Annotated in this window: 16 protein-coding genes; 12 read left to right on the top strand and 4 right to left on the bottom strand. The window is 63.0% G+C overall.

Annotated features, from left to right (window positions below; genetic code table 11):
* Nucleotides 1–47 precede the first annotated feature (47 nt).
* Nucleotides 48–224 carry a hypothetical protein gene (locus R5R73_RS08500; RefSeq protein ID WP_157957044.1) on the bottom strand — a complete coding sequence of 59 codons (177 nt, stop codon included), beginning with the start codon at nt 222–224 and terminating at the stop codon, nt 48–50.
* Between the two features lie 58 nt (nt 225–282).
* Nucleotides 283–612 carry a DUF1820 family protein gene (locus R5R73_RS08495; RefSeq protein WP_071230376.1) on the bottom strand — a complete coding sequence of 110 codons (330 nt, stop codon included), beginning with the start codon at nt 610–612 and terminating at the stop codon, nt 283–285.
* 276 nt (nt 613–888) lie between these two features.
* Here R5R73_RS08495 and miaB point away from each other — a divergent pair, with 276 nt between their 5' ends.
* The 8 genes from miaB (at nt 889) to R5R73_RS08455 (ending at nt 10,785) form a co-directional block, all read left to right on the top strand.
* Complete coding sequence (gene miaB / locus R5R73_RS08490) at nt 889–2,238, top strand: tRNA (N6-isopentenyl adenosine(37)-C2)-methylthiotransferase MiaB (protein WP_071230375.1); 1,350 nt, start codon at nt 889–891, stop codon at nt 2,236–2,238.
* A 291-nt stretch (nt 2,239–2,529) separates the two neighbouring features.
* Nucleotides 2,530–3,534 carry a PhoH family protein gene (locus R5R73_RS08485; protein ID WP_083387181.1) on the top strand — a complete coding sequence of 335 codons (1,005 nt, stop codon included), beginning with the start codon at nt 2,530–2,532 and terminating at the stop codon, nt 3,532–3,534.
* Nucleotides 3,531–4,016 (top strand): rRNA maturation RNase YbeY, encoded by a 486-nt coding sequence (gene ybeY, locus R5R73_RS08480; protein WP_087718711.1) that lies wholly within the window; start codon nt 3,531–3,533, stop codon nt 4,014–4,016. Before R5R73_RS08485 ends, ybeY begins: the two co-directional genes overlap by 4 nt.
* A gap of 303 nt (nt 4,017–4,319) precedes the next feature.
* Nucleotides 4,320–5,213, top strand: a complete 894-nt coding sequence (locus R5R73_RS08475) for an HlyC/CorC family transporter (protein ID WP_071230372.1) — start codon at nt 4,320–4,322, stop codon at nt 5,211–5,213.
* 89 nt (nt 5,214–5,302) lie between these two features.
* Entirely contained in the window at nt 5,303–6,790 is a 1,488-nt protein-coding gene (gene lnt / locus R5R73_RS08470) for an apolipoprotein N-acyltransferase (RefSeq protein ID WP_071230371.1), read from the top strand.
* A 291-nt stretch (nt 6,791–7,081) separates the two neighbouring features.
* Nucleotides 7,082–8,449, top strand: a complete 1,368-nt coding sequence (locus R5R73_RS08465) for a VOC family protein (RefSeq protein ID WP_322529425.1) — start codon at nt 7,082–7,084, stop codon at nt 8,447–8,449.
* A 37-nt stretch (nt 8,450–8,486) separates the two neighbouring features.
* A complete protein-coding gene (locus tag R5R73_RS08460) occupies nt 8,487–9,296 on the top strand; it encodes an SDR family oxidoreductase (RefSeq protein ID WP_322529424.1) in 810 nt (269 codons plus the stop codon).
* 115 nt (nt 9,297–9,411) lie between these two features.
* On the top strand, nt 9,412–10,785 hold the full coding sequence (locus R5R73_RS08455; RefSeq protein WP_322529423.1) for an MFS transporter: 1,374 nt from the start codon (nt 9,412–9,414) through the stop codon (nt 10,783–10,785).
* Between the two features lie 46 nt (nt 10,786–10,831).
* Here R5R73_RS08455 and R5R73_RS08450 read toward each other — a convergent pair whose 3' ends face one another.
* Together R5R73_RS08450 and R5R73_RS08445 are read right to left on the bottom strand one after the other, a co-directional pair.
* Nucleotides 10,832–12,196: an alpha/beta hydrolase family protein gene (locus R5R73_RS08450; protein ID WP_139284232.1), complete on the bottom strand. Its 1,365-nt coding sequence runs from the start codon at nt 12,194–12,196 to the stop codon at nt 10,832–10,834.
* A gap of 82 nt (nt 12,197–12,278) precedes the next feature.
* Complete coding sequence (locus R5R73_RS08445) at nt 12,279–12,821, bottom strand: zinc ribbon-containing protein (RefSeq protein ID WP_071230367.1); 543 nt, start codon at nt 12,819–12,821, stop codon at nt 12,279–12,281.
* Nucleotides 12,822–13,142: 321 nt separating this feature from the next.
* On the opposite strand from R5R73_RS08445, the gene leuS reads away from it, so the two are divergent.
* The 4 genes from leuS to R5R73_RS08425 all read left to right on the top strand — a co-directional run bounded on the left by leuS (nt 13,143) and on the right by R5R73_RS08425 (nt 18,714).
* Entirely contained in the window at nt 13,143–15,713 is a 2,571-nt protein-coding gene (leuS, locus tag R5R73_RS08440) for a leucine--tRNA ligase (protein WP_322529422.1), read from the top strand.
* Nucleotides 15,714–15,824: 111 nt separating this feature from the next.
* Nucleotides 15,825–16,313 carry an LPS assembly lipoprotein LptE gene (lptE, locus tag R5R73_RS08435; protein WP_071230365.1) on the top strand — a complete coding sequence of 163 codons (489 nt, stop codon included), beginning with the start codon at nt 15,825–15,827 and terminating at the stop codon, nt 16,311–16,313.
* Nucleotides 16,310–17,368 (top strand): DNA polymerase III subunit delta, encoded by a 1,059-nt coding sequence (gene holA / locus R5R73_RS08430; protein WP_071230364.1) that lies wholly within the window; start codon nt 16,310–16,312, stop codon nt 17,366–17,368. Before lptE ends, holA begins: the two co-directional genes overlap by 4 nt.
* A 164-nt stretch (nt 17,369–17,532) precedes the next feature.
* Nucleotides 17,533–18,714: a multidrug effflux MFS transporter gene (locus tag R5R73_RS08425; protein WP_071230363.1), complete on the top strand. Its 1,182-nt coding sequence runs from the start codon at nt 17,533–17,535 to the stop codon at nt 18,712–18,714.
* Nucleotides 18,715–18,786: the final 72 nt, after the last annotated feature.

Genomic DNA, 18,786 nt, shown 5'->3' with positions numbered 1-18,786 from the left:
CGTCGTGATCTTAAATGGCTAGTCGGTAACGGTTGGGCATTTCGTGCTCATGTGACGATGAACTGGGCGACGATGAGACCGCGCATCGCTTCCTGCGAGGGCGGTGATTCAATCATCCACACTTTCTGTGGATAACCATTTGGACAACCTGCGCAGCGATCATGCCATTCACCGGCTGCTTCGGCATTGACGACAAATTGGTGAAAATCTGACCAATCCGTCATTTTCTAACCTCGTTCCACCCATCGGCCGGTCGGTATCGGCCACTCTAACCGGCTCGTTTCAGCCATCGTCCCGCGGTGGCCAGGCCATCGGCCGCGGGAACTCGGTGACATTGCCCTCGGCCTTCACGGCCTTGGCTACGCCGCCGCGCTCGACTTCGTCGATCCGCACGATGGCGCTGTAGGGAATATAACTGCGATTGACCCCATCGAACGTGCGCCGAAGCTTCTCCGCACCGGGGTCGACGACCACCTTGGTCTGATCCTCGAACACAAAGGCCTCGACTTCGATGAACCCCCACAGGTCGCTTTGAAAGATCTCTCTGGCGTAGAGTTCCCAAACTTCACCTTGGTTGTGGAACACGACCCGATAGATCGGCTTGCTGGGCATAAATGAACGGCTCTCTCGATATCATTGCCACGCAGCCGGTTCGTCCTGTCCGCGAACGCGGCATCATGGCGTCTCAAATAGGCGCAAGGGTACCACAGCCATGGCGCCGTGCGAGCGGCACGGGTTGGCTGTATGGCCTCATCCCCCGTATAATGCCGCGTTCTCGAGAAGGCCTGAACGGCGCGCACACTGGCTGGGCGCCGTCTTTCCTGTCTCTCCTCTTCAGTTTTTCCACGGGGCATCGGTGACGCGCGCATGGCCGCAGCAACGCAACCTATGACGAAGAAGCTCTTCATCAAGACTCACGGCTGTCAGATGAACGAGTACGACTCCGCCCGTATCGCGGATCTGCTCGGCGAATCTCATCGTCTGGAAATGACCGATGACGAAAGTGAAGCCGACGTCATTCTGCTCAACACCTGTTCGATTCGCGAAAAGGCGCAGGAAAAGGTCTTCCACCAGCTCGGTCGCTGGAAGAAGCTGAAAGCCGCGAACCCGGATCTGGTCATCGGTGTCGGCGGCTGCGTCGCCAGCCAGGAAGGCGAGAACATTCGCAAGCGCGCGCCTCATGTCGACATGGTATTCGGCCCGCAGACGCTGCATCGGCTTCCCACCATGCTGGATGCCCGCAGCAAGAGCGCGACACCGATCCAGACCGTGGACGTGACCTTTCCCGAGATCGAGAAGTTCGATCATCTGCCCAAGCCGAAATCCGACGGCGCGACCGCGTTCGTCTCGGTGATGGAAGGCTGCTCCAAGTACTGCACCTTCTGTGTCGTGCCCTACACTCGCGGCGAAGAGGTATCGCGCCCCTTCGAGTCGGTAATGGAAGAAGTCGTTCACCTGGCCGAACAGGGCGTGCGCGAAATCAACCTGCTGGGCCAGAACGTCAACGCGTATCGCGGCCTGGACGAGAGCGGCGACGAAATCGATCTGGCGGAACTGATCGCCTGCGTGGCGGCGGTGGACGGCGTCGATCGCATTCGCTTCACCACTTCGCACCCGGTCGAGTTCACCGACAGCCTGATCGAGGCCTACGGCGAGATTCCGGAGCTGGTCAGCCACCTGCACCTGCCGGTGCAGTCGGGCTCGGATCGCATTCTTGCTGCCATGAAGCGCGGCCACGGCCGGGACATGTACATCGACAAGCTCGAGCGCATCCGGGCGCTGCGTCCGGACATCAGTTTCTCCTCGGACTTCATCATCGGCTTCCCCGGCGAGACCGACGAGGACTTCGAAGACACCATGGACCTGATCCATCGCATCGGCTTCGATGCCTCGTTCAGCTTCATCTATTCCAAGCGTCCCGGCACGCCGGCATCCAGCCTGCCGGACGACACTCCCGTGGAGACGAAAAAGCAGCGCCTGGCGATCCTGCAGGATCGGCTCAACCAGCAGACGCAGCAGATCAGTCGCCGCATGGTGGGGAACCGGGAGCGGATTCTGGTCACCGGCTTCTCGCCCAAGGATCCGGGGCAGCTTTCCGGGCGTACCGAAAACAACCGTGTCGTCAATTTCCGGGCCGAAGATCCGACGTCGCTGATCGGCTATTTCGTCGACGTCACCATCACCGAAGCCCTGCCCAATTCACTGCGTGGCGAGCTGGTATCCGCCGACCGCTATTGAGTTAGCGCCAATCGCCCTCATCTAGCCTGACGCAAGGCGAGGCGCTCCGTGCCTCGCCTTGCTCCGCCAGACTGATTCGCGTTCGATACGCGGGAGAGCCTGTCGGAACCAGGTGCAGGTTAATCCCGGTCATTGCCTCGACAGGAAGCGGCGCAGTAAGCTGGCGATAAGTTTTCAAGTTGCACCTTTTTCCAAGCCAACTTTTTCAAACCAACGGATCTCTTTGCGTTGACCCAAGACCAACAGTCTGACAGCCGCGTCGTGTCACTGACACTCGAACCCAACGATCCCATGCGCCTGGCCAATCTCTGCGGCCAGCGCGACGAACACCTGAAGCTGGTCGAGGCCCGCCTCGGCGTGACGCTGCGCAATCGCGGCAACGTCTTCCAGCTTGCGGGCCCGGATGCCAGCGTCAAGGCAGCGGCCAACGTGCTCGAACACCTCTACCGCGAGACCGAAGCCGACGAGCTGACGCCGGATACAGTGCATCTCTATCTTCAGGAGTCCGGCGTCGAGGCGCTGGAAGAGGAAACCGGCGACATCGAAGCCGGCGGCCTGCTCATCCGGACGCCGCGAACGCTGATCAAGCCCCGCGGCTTCAACCAGCAGGGTTATGTCGCCAGCATCCGCCGCCACGACATCAATTTCGGTATCGGCCCGGCGGGCACCGGCAAGACCTATCTGGCGGTCGCGGCGGCGGTCGAGGCGCTCAATCGTCAGGAAGTCAGACGCATCCTGCTGGTACGTCCGGCCGTCGAGGCCGGCGAGAAGCTCGGCTTCCTGCCGGGCGATCTGGCGCAGAAGATCGATCCTTACCTGCGCCCACTCTACGACGCGCTCTACGAGATGCTGGGCTTCGAGCACGTCAACAAGCTGATCGAACGCCAGATCATCGAGATCGCCCCGCTGGCCTACATGCGCGGGCGGACGCTCAACAATGCCTTCATCATTCTCGACGAGAGCCAGAACACCACGCGCGAGCAGATGAAGATGTTCCTGACCCGTATCGGCTTCGGCTCGACGGCGGTGATCACCGGCGATGCGACCCAGGTCGACCTGCCCCGTGGCTCGAGCTCCGGCCTGATTCACGTGCTCGAAGTGCTGCGCGACACGGCCGGCATCGGGATTACCCAGTTCGCCCCCAAGGACGTCGTTCGCCATCCGCTGGTGCAGCGCATCATCGAAGCCTACGACATCCACGAGGCAACCGAGGAAGCGGCCCAGCGCCAGCGCCGGGAAGACCGTCGTCAGGCACGCCTCGACGCGGAATCCCAGCGGGATCAAGGCGAATCATGAGTCCCGAGATCGACCGTCAGATTGCCGTCGGCACCGAGGCCGAAGCCGCCCTTCCGACACAGGCGGAGCTGGAAGCCTGGGTCGGTGCCGTGCTCGACCAGGAAGGCGATGGCCGCCACGAGTTGACGATCCGCTTCGTCGAACGGGACGAGAGCCAGCAGCTCAATCGCGACTATCGCGGCAAGGACAAGCCGACCAACGTGCTCTCCTTTCCCTTCGAGACGCCACCCGGAATCGAGCTTCCCTTGCTTGGCGATCTGGTGATCTGCCACGACATCGTGGTGCGCGAAGCGCAGGAACAGCACAAGTCGACCCAGGCGCACTACGCCCATCTGGTAATACACGGTTGCTTGCATTTGCTCGGCCATGACCATATAGATGATCAGGAAGCCGAGCAGATGGAAGCGCTGGAAAGAACGCTGCTCACCCAGTTTGGCATCACGGACCCCTATCGTGTCATCGATCCGGAACCCGATGTCTAGACGCCGACCCACGACGCTAACATTCATCGCCATGCCGACACCGACGAGACCTTCCTGCCCTGCCTGGAACGAGGGCCGGGAAGGATCAAGCGAGACCCCGAGCTTGACGGCCGAACAGCCTGACGAGCCTCCGCCTAGCCGCTCCCGGATTGCGGACGGCCCCCTTCGGACATCGACCATCGATTCAACACACGCTGTTATCGAGCCCCCGTCTAGTGCGGTGCGGCCACGCGCGCGGGCGTCATGCCGGCGCGCCATCGTTTTCCCCTTCCGTGCGTCATCCGAGGACAAGAGACCACAGTCATGAGCGAAGACCGATCGAGTAGCCAGAACAGTCGATCCTGGCTGGATAAACTCATCAGTACCTTCTCTAGCGATTTCGATGAACCCAGCTCCCGCGAAGAGCTGCTCACCTTTCTGCGCGAGGCCGGCCCTAGGCTGAACCTCGATCAGGATGCGCTGACCATCATCGAAGGTGCCTTCCAGATCAGCGACCAGCAGGTGCGCGAGGTAATGATTCCGCGCTCTCAGGTCACCGCGATCAACGTGACGCAGCGCCCGGAAGATTGCCTGCCGATCATCCTGGAAACCGCACACTCCCGTTACCCGGTCATCGACGACAACCTCGATGACGTCATCGGCATTCTGCTGGTCAAGGATCTGCTGCCGCTGCTGAAGGGCAATCCCCAGGAGCGCGAGGCGTTCGAGCTGCGCGATGTGCTGCGCCCGGCGATGTTCGTTCCCGAGTCCAAACGCCTCAACAGCCTGCTCAAGGAGTTCCGCGACACCCACAATCACATGGCGATCGTGGTCGACGAGTACGGCGGCACAGCCGGTATCGTCACCATCGAGGACATCCTCGAGCAGATCGTCGGCGATATCGAGGACGAGCATGACACCGACGAGGAAGAGGACATTCGCGACATGGGCGACGGCACCTATGCCGTCCGCGCGCTGACGCCGATCGAGGACTTCAACGAGCATTTCGACACGGCCTTCTCCGACGACGAGTTCGATACCGTCGGCGGCTTGATCATGCAGCGCTTTGGCCACCTGCCCGGTCGCAACGAACATACCGATCTCGGCGAGTGGCGATTCACCGTCCTCAATGCCGATAATCGACGCATCCGCCTGCTGCAGGCCAGGCCGGTGCCGGCCGAGGTCGAAAGCGACTCCCCGCGCCGTATCGAAAGCTGATCGATTCCGCCCTTCGGCTTGCAGGCACTTGACGCATTCGATCGGCAACTTTGATATAAGGGGCACTTTTCGCAAGGAGTGCCCCCGACATGCCGCAAGCCAAGCCGTTGATTTCCGCCCGTCGACCCTGGCCGGGCTATCTCGCTGCGCTGGTCGCCGGCGGGTTCTCCACGCTCACCTTCGCCCCCTTCCACCTCTGGTGGCTGGGTCCGGTCGCCGTGGCCCTGATGTATCTCGATCACCACCGCCTGAGCGTGGGTCAGGCCGCCCTGCGCGGCTGGCTGTTCGGCGTCGGGCTGTTCGGGACCGGCACCTCCTGGGTCTACGTCTCGATCCACGACTACGGCTATACCGGCGTGCCGCTGGCGCTGTTTCTGACCGCGCTGTTCGTCGCCACGCTGGCGCTGTTCCACGCGTTCATCTTCGGTCTCTACCGGCGGTTCACCTCGCCCCGGCTGGCCTTCCTCAGCTTTGCCGGGGTCTGGGTACTGGGCGAAGCCTTTCGTAGCTGGGCGTTCACCGGCTTCCCGTGGCTGTTGCTGGGCAGCGCCCATGTCGATTCGCCGCTGGCGCCCTGGGCGCCGATCGGTGGCGTCTATCTGCTGTCGCTGATCGTCGCACTCAGCGGCACGCTACTGGTCGAGTTCTGCCGTCGGCGCTGGTGGGCGGTCGCGCCCGTCGCCCTGCTGTGGCTGGTGCCGCTGGCCCTGCCCACCCACTGGACGTCGCAGGCCGCCGATCCGCTGCGGGTCGCGCTGCTGCAGGGCAACCTGCCCCAGCTTTCCAAGTGGAGCGCCGAGGGCCAGCGCAACGCCGTCAACACCTACACCCGCATGACGCGCCAGCAACCCGACGATGTCGACATCATCGTGTGGCCGGAAACGGCACTGCCCATGTTCGAGCAGCAGGCGCGCCCGTTCATGGCTCGACTGCAGTCGACACTTCCCCCGGAGACGTCGCTGCTGACCGGCATCGTTCAGCGCGACGAGGCCGGGCGTTACTACAACGCCATCACGGGGGTGGGAGATGTCCGCGGCGAGTACCGCAAGAGCCATCTGGTGCCGTTCGGCGAATTCCTGCCGCTGGATTTCCTGCTGCGCGGCATCATCGACTTCTTCAATCTGCCGATGTCCGACTTCGCTGCCGGCGCCGATTCCCAGCCGCCGATCCTCACTCATCGCGTCGCCATCGGCAGCGCCATCTGCTACGAGATCGTCTATCCCGACCTGGTCGCGGAGCGCGCGCGCGATGCCAACGTGCTGCTGACGGTCTCCAACGATACCTGGTTCGGTCGCTCGATCGGCCCCCTTCAGCATTTGCAGATGGCCCAACTGCGCGCGCTGGAGAACGGCCGCTACGTCATCCGGGCCACCAGCAACGGGGTGACCGCGATCATCGACGACCAGGGCCAGTTGCGGGAGCAGGCGCCGCAGTTCGAAACTGCCAGCGTGGTCGGCGATGTCGTCCCGATGACCGGGCTGACACCGTTCACGCGCACCGGTAGTTGGCCGACCTGGATATTGTCGTTGCTGTTGCTGGCCCCGGCACTGGTGTGGAAAGCCCGCCAGCCGACGTAGGAAGATAGAACGCAGAAAGATACATCGACGGCACCGCCACTCTGTCAGGATTCGCCTTCGAATCCAGCGAGGATGACGGCGCCGTTTCCGGAACGATCCCGTCCTCCAACACATCTCGATCCACCCTCTTCTCTCTTCTCTCTTCTCTCTTCTCTCTTCTCTCTTCCCACCTCCGCTTTTTCAATATGCGACGCCGGTTTATCGATTGGTTCCCGCTCGCAGGAAGACACTTGCCTCGCGAGTGACGATAGCGTTGGATGGAAGTCTTCATTTCCAGTCATCGAGTTCGCCATGACACTGTCCCTGGTCTCTCCCGACGATATCCGCAGCGCCTTCTCGCAAGCCATGTCCGACATGTACCGCCAGGAAGTGCCGCAATACGGCGATCTACTGGAACTGGTCGCCAACATCAACCGCGAGACGCTGACAGCGGACCCGGCACTGGCCGCCCGGCTCGATGCTCAGAACGAAACGTCGCGCCTGGATGTCGAACGCCACGGGGCGATTCGCGTCGGCACCGCCGAGGAGCTGTCGACGCTGAGGCGGGTCTTCGCGTTGATGGGCATGTTCCCGGTGAGCTATTACGACCTGTCGGAAGCGGGCGTGCCGGTTCACTCCACCGCCTTCCGCCCCATCGACGAGGATTCGCTCCGGCGCAATCCTTTCCGCGTCTTCACGTCGCTGTTGCGCCTGGAGCTGATCGAGAACGACGACCTGCGCCGCCAGGCCGCCTCGATCCTTGCCGAACGCGACATCTTCACGCCGGCGGCCCGCGAGCTGATCGAACTCGGCGAGCGCCAGGGCGGCTTCGACCGCGACCAGGCCGAGCGCTTCGTGACCGAGATCCTCGAAACCTTCCGCTGGCACCGCGACGCGACCGTCGATCACGAGACTTACCAGGCGCTGCACGACGCCCATCGCCTGATCGCCGACGTGGTCTGCTTTCGCGGCCCGCATATCAATCATCTCACCCCGCGCACGCTGGATATCGATGCCGCCCAGGCTGCCATGCCCGACTACGGAATCACGCCCAAGGCCGTCATCGAAGGCCCACCCAAGCGCGAGTGGCCCATTCTGCTACGCCAGACCAGCTTCAAGGCACTGGAAGAGCCGGTGCGCTTCGCCGGCAGCGATGGCGGCACCCATACCGCTCGCTTTGGCGAAATCGAGCAGCGCGGCATGGCGCTGACGCCCAAGGGGCGCGCACTGTACGATGAATTGCTGGCCAAGTCCCGCCAGGCGCCGCCCGCCGCCGACAATCTCGCCCACCAGCGCCAATTGCGCGAGTACTTCACGGCATTCCCGGATGACCTGGACGCGCTGCAGCGTGACGCGCTGGCCTACTTCCATTACGCGATCAGCGAGAGCGGCCGCCAACGCCTGGCCGACGGCGAGCCAGCCCCGGCCTCGCTGGACGAGGCCCTGGCAGCAGACTGGATCGACGCCACGCCGATCACCTACGAGGATTTTCTGCCGGTCAGCGCCGCCGGCATCTTCCAGTCGAATCTCGGCGATGCCCGACACCAGGCGTATGCCAATGAATCCAATCAGGGCGCCTTCGAGCTCGCCCTCGGCCGGCCGGTTCACGACGAGTTCGAACTCTACGGCCGGTTGCAGGAGGACTCTCTGGCTCGCGTGCGGCAGCAGTTGGGTATCTAGACACGGAGTTCGAGCCCCAATCGCGCCGCAAGCAGATATGCCCGGGCGCCAGAGTATTTCAGAGAGGGGAAGTGGAATGCCGCAAACGGAGCGACAAGACAACGACAAGACGACCCCCATCGTCATTGTTACCGGCGGTTCTCGCGGCATCGGCGCCAGCCTGGTCGAGCGCCTGCATCGCGAGGGCTTTGGCGTGCTCTTCACCCACGCCCAATCCCCACAGGAAGCGGAAACCCTGGAGCAAACTTTCTCTGATGACGGCCCGGTGGTTCGCGGCTTGCAGTGCGACGTTGCGAACCCCGACGCATCAACGTGTATCTTCGATGCGGCCGAAGCGCTCGGCGATCCCGTGGCACTGGTCAACAACGCGGGAATCACGGGCGGCCTGGGACCTCTGGCCGAACTCGGAGACAACGAACTGGACCGGGTCATCGCGGTCAATCTCGCGGCGCCAGCCAGGCTATGCCGTGAGGCAGCGCGACGCTGGCAGAATCACGCCAGCCGCAAATCCATCGTCAACATATCGTCGGTCGCCGCCCGGACAGGATCGCCCAACGAGTATGTCGTCTACGCGGCAACCAAGGCGGGTCTGGAAGCACTCACACGGGGCCTGGCCAAAGAGCTGGCGGGAGCGAACATTCTCGTCAATGCGGTTTCGCCCGGTACGACCGATACCACGCTTCATGCCCGCTCGGGTGAGCCAGGCCGGGCCAAGCGCATCGCCGAGAAGATACCGCTCGGCCGCGCCGGTCAACCCGACGAAATCGCCAACGCCATCGCATGGCTGCTTTCGACGGAGACGAGCTATATCACGGGCTCGGTGATCGAGGTAACCGGCGGGCTCTAGAATCGGACAGGCATGAAGGTCGTATGGACACATGCTCTTGTCGTGGAGAGTGAATCGCGTTTCGGTCAGTCAGCCTAGGCTGAAGTTCCTTCTTCAGCCGTGTGAGGCTCGGACAGTGCATTCATCCAATAACAATGATCATGACATCTCATCCGCTTCGACCGACGTCGATCTCTCCACGCTACGCAAGGTAATCGCGGCTTCGGCAATCGGCAATTTCGTCGAGTGGTTCGATTTTGCCGTCTACGGCTTTCTGGCCGTGGTCATATCGCAGCATTTCTTCCCGCCGGGGGACGATTCCCTGGCGCTACTGCAGACATTCGCCGTATTCGCGGTCTCGTTCGCCCTGCGCCCGCTGGGCGGCATCTTCTTCGGCATGCTCGGTGACAGGATCGGACGCAAGCGCATTCTGGCGGTGACCGTACTGCTGATGGCCGGAGCCACGACGCTGATCGGCATCCTGCCGACCTATGCAAGCGTTGGCCTGTTCGCCCCGCTGGCACTGGCGCTGGCTCGCTGCGTTCAAGGCTTCTCCGCCGGCGGTGAGTATGCCGGTGCCTGCGCCTTCGTGATGGAACACGCGCCCACCCATCGCAAGGCGCGCTACGGCAGTTTCGTCCCGGTTTCGACCTTTCTGGCCTTCGCTACGGCCGCGGCATTGACCTTCGTCATCAGTGCCCTGCTGTCAGAGGAAGCTCTGAATGCCTGGGGCTGGCGCGTACCGTTTCTGATCGCCGCACCACTGGGACTGGTCGGGCTCTACATGCGTTTGCGTCTGGACGAATCTCCCGCCTTCCAGGCCCTGAAAGCGCAACACGCCGTTCCGCAGGCACCATTGAAGGAAACCGTGCGCACGCATGGCGCGACCATCGTCAGCCTGAGCGCGTTCATCTCGGTCACGGCGCTATCGTTCTACATGTTCACCACCTACTTCACGACCTACATGCAGGTTGTCGGGAGCGCCTCGCGGACCACCGCCCTTCTGGCCAGCCTCGGCGCGCTGATCTTCGCGGCGGCGTTGTGTCCGTTCGTCGGCCGTTATGCCGACCGTGTCGGACGGCGCCGAACGATACTGACGGCGGGGATCTGTCTGATCGCTGCCGTATTTCCCGCCTATACGCTGGCCGGCAGCGGAGAATGGTGGGCATCGCTGATCGGCGCGATGCTGATGGCGATGGGCGCGGTGATCTGCGGCGTAGTCACGGCGGTCCTGCTGTCGGAGCAGTTCCCGACACGCGTGCGCTACACCGCCTCGGCGCTCTGCTACAACGTCTCCTACACGATCTTCGGCGGCACGGCACCGCTGGTCGCGACGTGGTTGATCGAGCGTACCGGCAACAACCTGTCGCCGGCGATCTACCTGATCGCGATCACGCTGCTGGCGATGTGGGGTGGTCTGCGCCTGCCGGAATCCGCCCATCGTGCCTTGAACGCCGACGAATCCGAATGGCAGCGCGCGCCGAAATCCGCCGCCCAGCCGGCTCTCTGATACATCGGCAAGCCGCTCATGGCTGGCTGATCCATCGACAAGCCGCTCATGGCTGGCGGGCATAGACTCTGGCCCGCCAGTCGGCGACTTCGTAATCCGTGTCGAAATGGCAACCGCCATCGTAGACAGCGGCTTCCCGCGTTTCGCAGTACTGGGCAACCGCCTCCGGTGTAGGCTTGTGACCGCGCTCGACCCAGCGGTCGAGGGATTCCAGCGCAGCGGCATATTGCGGCGTGGAAAGCTTGCTGTGTCGAGCTTCGTCGGTATAGATCTGGACCAGCGAGTCGGCCGTGCCGCTATCCTGGCGTGCGCGCCGGTATAGCCATTCGTTCTCGACGAAGATGATCGGGTCGTCGATGGCGTGCATGGTCACGGTGGGGATGTCGGTATTCCCGCTCAGCCCCGCATCCGCGCCAAGCTTCTCGACCGCCCGGGCATCCTCGTCGAAGCGGGAGATCCCCTTGTTGAGCGCCTCGTCGTTGCTCGAGCCCCGGTAGCGTACGTTGCGGTTGGAGAACGGACTCGCGCCGCCGAGACGCTGCTCGACCATGTCCTGAAACAGAAACGTCGACCAGCGCATGTGCGCCTTCAGCGTGCCGGGAGGAATCCGCACGACATCGACGATATTGTTCAGCGTCTGTTGCTGGATGAGCGTGCGCTGTTCCGCCGGCAGGCCGGCGCCGGTACAGGCGTCGACCCGGGCATTGAGTTCCTCCGGCGTCATCTCGGCGCCTTTGGGCAACCCTTCCCAGAGCGGGTACTGCGTTTCGTCAGGATACGGGTGGTTGGCGCAGTAGTACTGGTAGACGGCGCGGAGATCGGCGCGAAACTGATAGGCCTGTGTACCGCCCCCGAGCACGCCGCTGGTGAGCAGCGCCCCATCGTAGCGATGGTGGCCATTGTCGTCCGTTCCGTAGAGCTCCATCGCCTTGGCGGCCACGTTACCGCCCCAGGACTGCCCGTGCAGGTAGATGCGTTCGGGCTGGCCGAAGCGCTCGACGAACAGCCGTCGCAGATAGTCGGTGTCTTCGGCCGCCATGCGTACACCATATCCGCCACGCCGATAACTGGAGCCTGCCCAGGCGTAACCCTCGCGAACCATGACGTCATACTGACGCAGGTCGATATCGAGAGGATCGTCGGGTTGCGGGGCATTGGGGCGCGGCCCGCCATGACTGTGCAGAACCAGTTTGTGATTCCAGTCGTCGGGAATCGCGATCCAGTAGTAGGCGCCGTGAGTATCCTGGCCGGTGAAACATCCGGTGGCGGTCGGCAGCCAGTCGGGACAATCGGCCTGGGTCATTGAATCGGCATCCAGGGAAAGCTCGTCGGCCTGTAGCGGATGGCAATATCCCGCCAGCAGGCCGATGACCAGCAATCCTTGCCGCCAGGTGGGAGTTGGCTTCGGCACGCTTGGGCCCTCGTCGGTTTTGGCACGGAATGCCGTTACGACTGACCTCGCTGCCAAATGTTCCTCAGGCGGCGATGCCCGCTTACGCTTGGGAATCGGAGGACGGCACGCCGGAATCGCGCTGGAAGTAGCGATGCCCGCAAGCGTGACAGGCGTCCAGACGGGCCACCTGATCGAGCATCACGCCAGCCCCGCAGTGAACACAGCTCATGCGCCCGGGCAGGGCCACTTCCCCGGCGGTATAGTCGGCCCGGGCCGCTTCGAGATCGTCATCGAAGCGTTCGCGGTCGATGGTGGTGCGATCGGCGATCGAGAACAGCGCTTCGCTGACTCGTCGCGAGAGCACGTCGAGATCGATCCCCAGCCAGGTCGCGACGCCTTCGCCGCCCTTGGCCAGAAACTGACGAAAATCGCGCATGTCCCGCTCGACCCAGGCTCGCAGCAGCGCCACCTCGTCCTTGGTGAACTCCTCGAATTCGGCCTCGAATGCCACCGCCTCGTCGAGTTCCTGCTGAAAACTCTCCCAGGAGAGCTCCCCGCCGCCGTCCTTCAATCGGGTCAGAATGCGCTCGTACGCTTCGCTGAGACGGGAACGCGCCTCGGGTCGTGACTGTTGCTCATCCATGGCTATTCCCCTTGTCGTTACTGATCGAGTCGTTACTGATCGAGTCGTTGCCGATCGAGTTGCTGCTGGTCGATTTGCCAGGCTTTCATTGCCCGGCCCTTCCCGACGAACCCTGCGCACCGTGCCTTGTCTGTCAGGCGCCCTATTCGCCCAAAATCCACCCCGCCAGCGCCAGGCTCTTACTTGCGACGATGGGTCTGGGGTATGCTTGTGGGCCTGAAAAATCAAGCCGGCCCCGCGCTTTTCGTCTGTGATGAGTATAGCTTTTTGCGGGGACTCTGGCGCTCCCATACGCTGAACGCAAGGTGCCTGACCAAACCGATGGACGCACAGTACAACCCGCAAGCGATTGAAAACGCCGCCCAGCAATACTGGAACCAGCACCAGAGCTTCAAGGCCGTCGAGGATGCGACGCGCGAGAAGTTCTACTGCCTGTCGATGTTCCCCTATCCCAGCGGCAAGCTGCATATGGGCCATGTGCGCAACTACACCATCGGTGACGTGGTCACGCGTTTCCAGCGCATGCAGGGCAAGAACGTGCTGCAGCCGATGGGCTGGGACGCCTTCGGGATGCCGGCCGAGAACGCCGCCATCAAGAATCGGGTGGCGCCCGGCAAGTGGACCTACGAGAACATCGACTACATGCGCGGCCAGCTCAAGGCGCTAGGGTTCGCCTACGACTGGAATCGTGAATTCGCCACCTGCGATGTCGATTACTACCGCTGGGAGCAGTGGTTCTTCGCCAAGCTGGTCGAGAAAGGCGTCGTCTACAAGAAGATGTCGACTGTCAACTGGGACCCTGTCGACCAGACCGTGCTCGCCAACGAACAGGTCATCGATGGCCGCGGCTGGCGTTCCGGCGCGCGGGTCGAGCGCAAGGAGATCCCGCTGTGGTTCCTCAAGATCACCGACTACGCCGATGAGCTGCTGGCCGATCTCGACAAGGTCGAGTGGCCCGAGCAGGTCAAGACCATGCAGCGCAACTGGATCGGCAAATCCCGCGGCGTCGAGCTGAGTTTCGACGTCAAGGATCATGCCGAGCGCCTCGACGTCTACACCACGCGCCCGGATACCCTGTTCGGGGTCACCTACGTCGCGGTAGCAGCCGGTCATCCGCTGGCCAAGCAGGCCGCCGATCAGGATCCGGCCATGGCCGAATTTCTGATCGAATGCCAGCAAGGCGGCAACTCCGAAGCCGAGCTGGCGACCATGGAGAAACGCGGCCGCGACACTGGCTATCGCGCCATTCATCCGCTGACCGGGCGGGAAGTGCCGATCTTCGTCGCCAACTTCGTGCTGATGGAGTACGGCACCGGCGCCGTGATGGCCGTACCTGCCCACGATCAGCGCGACTGGGAGTTCGCCACCAAGTACGAACTGCCGATCCAGCCCGTGATCGCCGATGCCGAAGGCAACGCGCCGGATCTCTCCGGCGGCGCCTACGTCGAGCACGGCAAGCTGATTCACCCCGGCGAATTCAATGGCCTCGAGTTCGAAGCCGCGTTCGATGCGATCGCCGCCAGGCTCGAATCCCAGGGTCGCGGCAAGATCAAGATCAACTATCGTCTGCGCGACTGGGGTGTCGCTCGTCAGCGCTACTGGGGCGCGCCGATCCCGATCAAGTATGGCCCGGAAGGCCAGACCGTTCCGCTCACCGACGATGAACTGCCGGTCGCCCTGCCGCAGGAAGTCGAGGTCGACGCCTCGGGTTCACCGCTCAAGAAGATGCCGGCGTTCTATGACCTGGGCGACGGCTGGACCCGTGAAACCGATACCTTCGACACCTTCATGGAGTCCTCCTGGTATTACGCCCGGTTCTGCTGTGCCGACAACCCGGAGGCGATGCTCGACGATCGCGCCAACTACTGGCTGCCGGTCGATCTCTATATCGGCGGTATCGAGCACGCCATTCTGCACCTGCTCTACGCCCGCTTCTTCCACAAGCTGATGCGTGACGAAGGCCTGGTGAACGGCGACGAACCGTTCCAGCGCCTGCTCACCCAGGGCATGGTCATCGCCGAGACCTTCTATCGCGAAACGGAAAACGGCGGCAAGGAGTGGTTTAACCCGGCCGACGTGGAAGTCGAGCGCGACGACAAGGGGCGCCCGACCAGTGCCAAACTGATCAGCGACGGGCAGCCGGTCGAGATGGGCGGCATCGAGAAAATGTCCAAGTCGAAGAACAACGGCGTCGACCCGCAGGCGATGATCGACCGCTTCGGTGCGGATACCGTGCGTCTGTTCATGATGTTCGCCGCGCCGCCGGAACAATCCCTGGAATGGTCGGACTCCGGTGTCGAGGGCTCGCATCGCTTCCTCAAGCGGTTGTGGAAGCTGGTCGCCGATCATGTTGCGGCGGGAACGCCGGCGTCGCTCGACGTGAACGCGCTCGACGATACGCAAAAGGATCTGCGCCGCAAGACACACGAGACCATTGCCAAGGCCGGAGACGATATCGGGCGTCGTACCACCTTCAATACCGCTATCGCCGCGGTGATGGAGCTGACCAACGCGCTGGGCCGTTTCGACGATACCTCGCCGCAGGGTCTCGCCGTCAGTCGCGAAGCCATCGAAGCCTGCGTCCTGCTGCTGGCGCCGATCACCCCGCACGCCTGCCATGCGCTGTGGCAGGCACTGGGCCATCAGGAGCCGGTCATCGACGCGGCCTGGCCGACGGTGGACAAAGACGCACTGGTCAAGGCCAGCATCGAGATGGTGGTGCAGGTCAACGGCAAGCTGCGTGCCCGCCTGGACGTGCCCGCAGAGGCCGACAAGGCCGCGGTAGAGTCCCTCGCCCTGGCGGAGGAGAACGTGCAGCGCCATATCGAAGGCAAGAGCGTGCGCAAGGTCATCGTCGTTCCCGGCAAGCTGGTCAATATCGTCGCCAACTGAGCCGTTGCCATCTGAAACGTTGCCACCTGGAACCTTGCCAAGCGGCAACGTTCGATATCGGACCCATCCGGCACTGCGAAAGCGGTGCCGTCATGTAAAAAGGAGCTTTTCATGATGCGTCGCACCGTTCTGGCCGGCCTGATGGCCGTGTCATTGACTGCCTTGGCCGGCTGCGGCTTCCAGCTCCGTGGCCTGAATCAGCCGACCCTGGCTATCCCGGAGCTGAATCTCAACGCCAACGTCTCGCCGTTCAGCGAGGAGGTTCGTCGCGCGCTGGAGAATGCCGGCACCCGTATCAGCGAAACGGCGGACATCCGCGTCAATCTCGGCGACGAGCGGATCAGCGAGAATCGGCTGACGCGTTCCGATTCCGGCAGCCGCGAAACCGAAGTCACGCTGACGGCCCCGTTCTCCGTGCAGCGCGACTCGGACGATGCCTATCTGCTGAATCAGCAACAGCTGGAAGCGTCGACGACGGTACTGCTGTCGACGGACGACATCTATTCCGGTGAAGAAGTGCGCACGGAGGCCATCCGGCAGTTGCGTCGAGACGCGGCGACCCAACTGATCGATCGACTGGATGCGCTCGAGACGCCATGAAGGTATTTCCCGACAAGCTGGAAGACGCGCTCAAGAAACGTCTGCCGCCGGTGGTGATGGTGGCAGGCGACGAGCCGCTGATTCATCTCGAGGCTTGCGATGCCGTGCGTCGGGTTGCCCGCGAGCGTGGCATCGAGGAGCGCGAGGTCATGCATGTGGAGTCCGGCTTTCAGTGGACTCAACTGCTGGAATCGGCGTCCAGCCTGTCGCTGTTCGCGTCGAGCAAGCTGATCGAAGTCCGGCTGGGCGGGCAATCGCCCGGCCAGGATGGCGGCAAGGCTCTCGAGGCTTATGCCGAACAGGCCGGCGACAGCGACAACGTGCTGCTGCTGTCCAGCCAGCGCCTGGACCGCAAGGCGCAGTCGAGCAAATGGTTCAAGACGCTGGACAAGCTGGGCGTGTTCGTCCCGGTGTGGCCAGTGGATCACCAGCGCCTGGGCTTCTGGATGCGTGACCGGGCCAATCGCTATGGCTTCACCATGGACATGGACGCGGCCCGACTTCTCGGCGAGCGCACCGAGGGCAACCTGCTGGCAGCCGACCAGGAGCTGCAGAAACTGGCGCTGCTGATGCCGCCCAACGCCCGCCTCGATGTCAGCGCCATCGCCAACGGGGTCGAAAGTAGTGCGCGTTACGATGTCTTCACGCTCACGGATGCCTGCCTGAAAGGCGACCGTGATCGAGTCGCGCGGATCGTGCGCGGCTTGCGTCAGGAAGGTGTCGAAGCGCCGGTCATTCTGTGGGCACTGACCCGCGAGCTGCGTACGCTGCTGTCGATCTTCCAGCATCTCGACCAGGGTCAGAGTCTGGAACACGCCTGCAAGGCGCAGCGGCCGATGATTCCGGAAAAGCGCCGTCCCGGTTATCAGCAGGCACTCAAGCGACTCCCCCAGCGTCGTCTGCACAAGCTGCTGCTGTTCGCACAGCGCATCGATCTGGCCATCAAGGGTGCCGTCGCCCTGCCGGTGTGGGATTGCCTGCAGGATCTCGCCCTCACGCTGGCCGGCGGTCGCGGTTTGCTGGCGGAAATGCCTTACGCCTACCGTACCGCTTGACGTCTTTTACCGGACGTCTTTTACCGGACGTCTTTGCCGGCGTCTCTGCCGGCGTCTCTGCCGGCCTTCTCAGCCAGCGTGAAACGAAGCCGAATTTGACCTCCCCACGGCACATCCATATAGTTGACTATCTCAACTATCCGGCAATGTACGTCACAGGCTCCATGTCCCGCCCTTACTCCTTTGCCTTGCCGCTCGTGTTAGCCATCACCATGGCGCTCGGGCCGTTGTCGATCGATGCCTACCTCCCCGCTTTCCCGGCCATGGCCGATGCGATGGGGGTCGGCATTGGTGACGTGTCGAGGAGCCTCTCGGTCTATATCTTCGGTCTCGCCATCGGGCAACTGGTCGGTGGTCCGCTATCGGATCGCGTGGGGCGATCCCGCGTCATGTATGCGGGGCTGGCTATTTTCATCGCGGCCGCCCTGGGCATCACCCAGGTCGATGACCTGAACCTGCTGCTGATGCTGCGTGGCCTGCAGGCCTTCGGTGCTGGCTGGATCATGGTGCTGGTGCCGGCGCTGGTGCGAGACCAGGTCAGGGGGCGCGAAGCGGCCAAACTGTTCAGCATGATCGGGCTGATCATGGTGGTAGCTCCCGGTGTCGCGCCCAGCATCGGCAGCGCCCTACTGGCGCTTGGCGACTGGCACGCGATTTTCTGGTTCCTCGCCATCTACGCGCTCGGCGTGATTCCGTTGCAGGCTCGCGTGGTGCTGCGCCACGCCAGGCCCACCGCCAAGGCCCATCATGAAGACTCGCTGCTGACCCGTTACCGTTTCGTTCTGGCGACCCGGGCCGCGCTTCCTTTCATTGCCCTGCAGGCCTTTGCCTTCTCGGTCATGATGCTGTTCATCACTCACGCATCCTTCATCTATCAGGCCCATTTCGGTCAGTCGGAGAGCGCCTTCTCGCTGATGTTCGGCGCCAATATCCTGGTCATGCTGCTGGTCAACCTGACCAACCGCGCCGTTCTCCACCGGTTCACGTCGCGACAGATTCTGATTACCTGCCTATGCGTGCAGTTCACCGGTGTCCTGCTGCTATCACTGATGACCTGGCTGGAGGTTTCCGTCTGGCTGTTCCTGCCGGCCATGATGTTGACCATTGGCGCCCAGGGCGCCGTCGTGCCCAACAACCAGGCCTGCTTCATGGAATACTTCGAGCGCCATGGCGGCACTGCGGCCTCTCTGCTCGGTGCCTGCCAGTTCGGGGTTGCCGGCACGCTGAGTGCGCTATCGACCCTGCTGCCGGAAACGTTGGGCTGGGTCATCGCCTCGATGTTTCTCTGCTCGCTCGTCTGCATGGGTGTCATCGTCGGCGCACTGCGTCCACACCGGGCCCGCTGAACCGACCTGAACAGTCGTGAGCGTCACGCCTGCGGCAGACGTAAAAAAGCCGGGCGACGCCGCCCGGCTTAA

The organism is Salinicola sp. LHM (genome assembly GCF_034479735.1).
Classification (GTDB): domain Bacteria; phylum Pseudomonadota; class Gammaproteobacteria; order Pseudomonadales; family Halomonadaceae; genus Salinicola; species Salinicola salarius.
The sequence above is the reverse complement of the archived record's forward strand: the minus strand, read 5'-3'. Positions and strand labels throughout refer to the sequence as shown.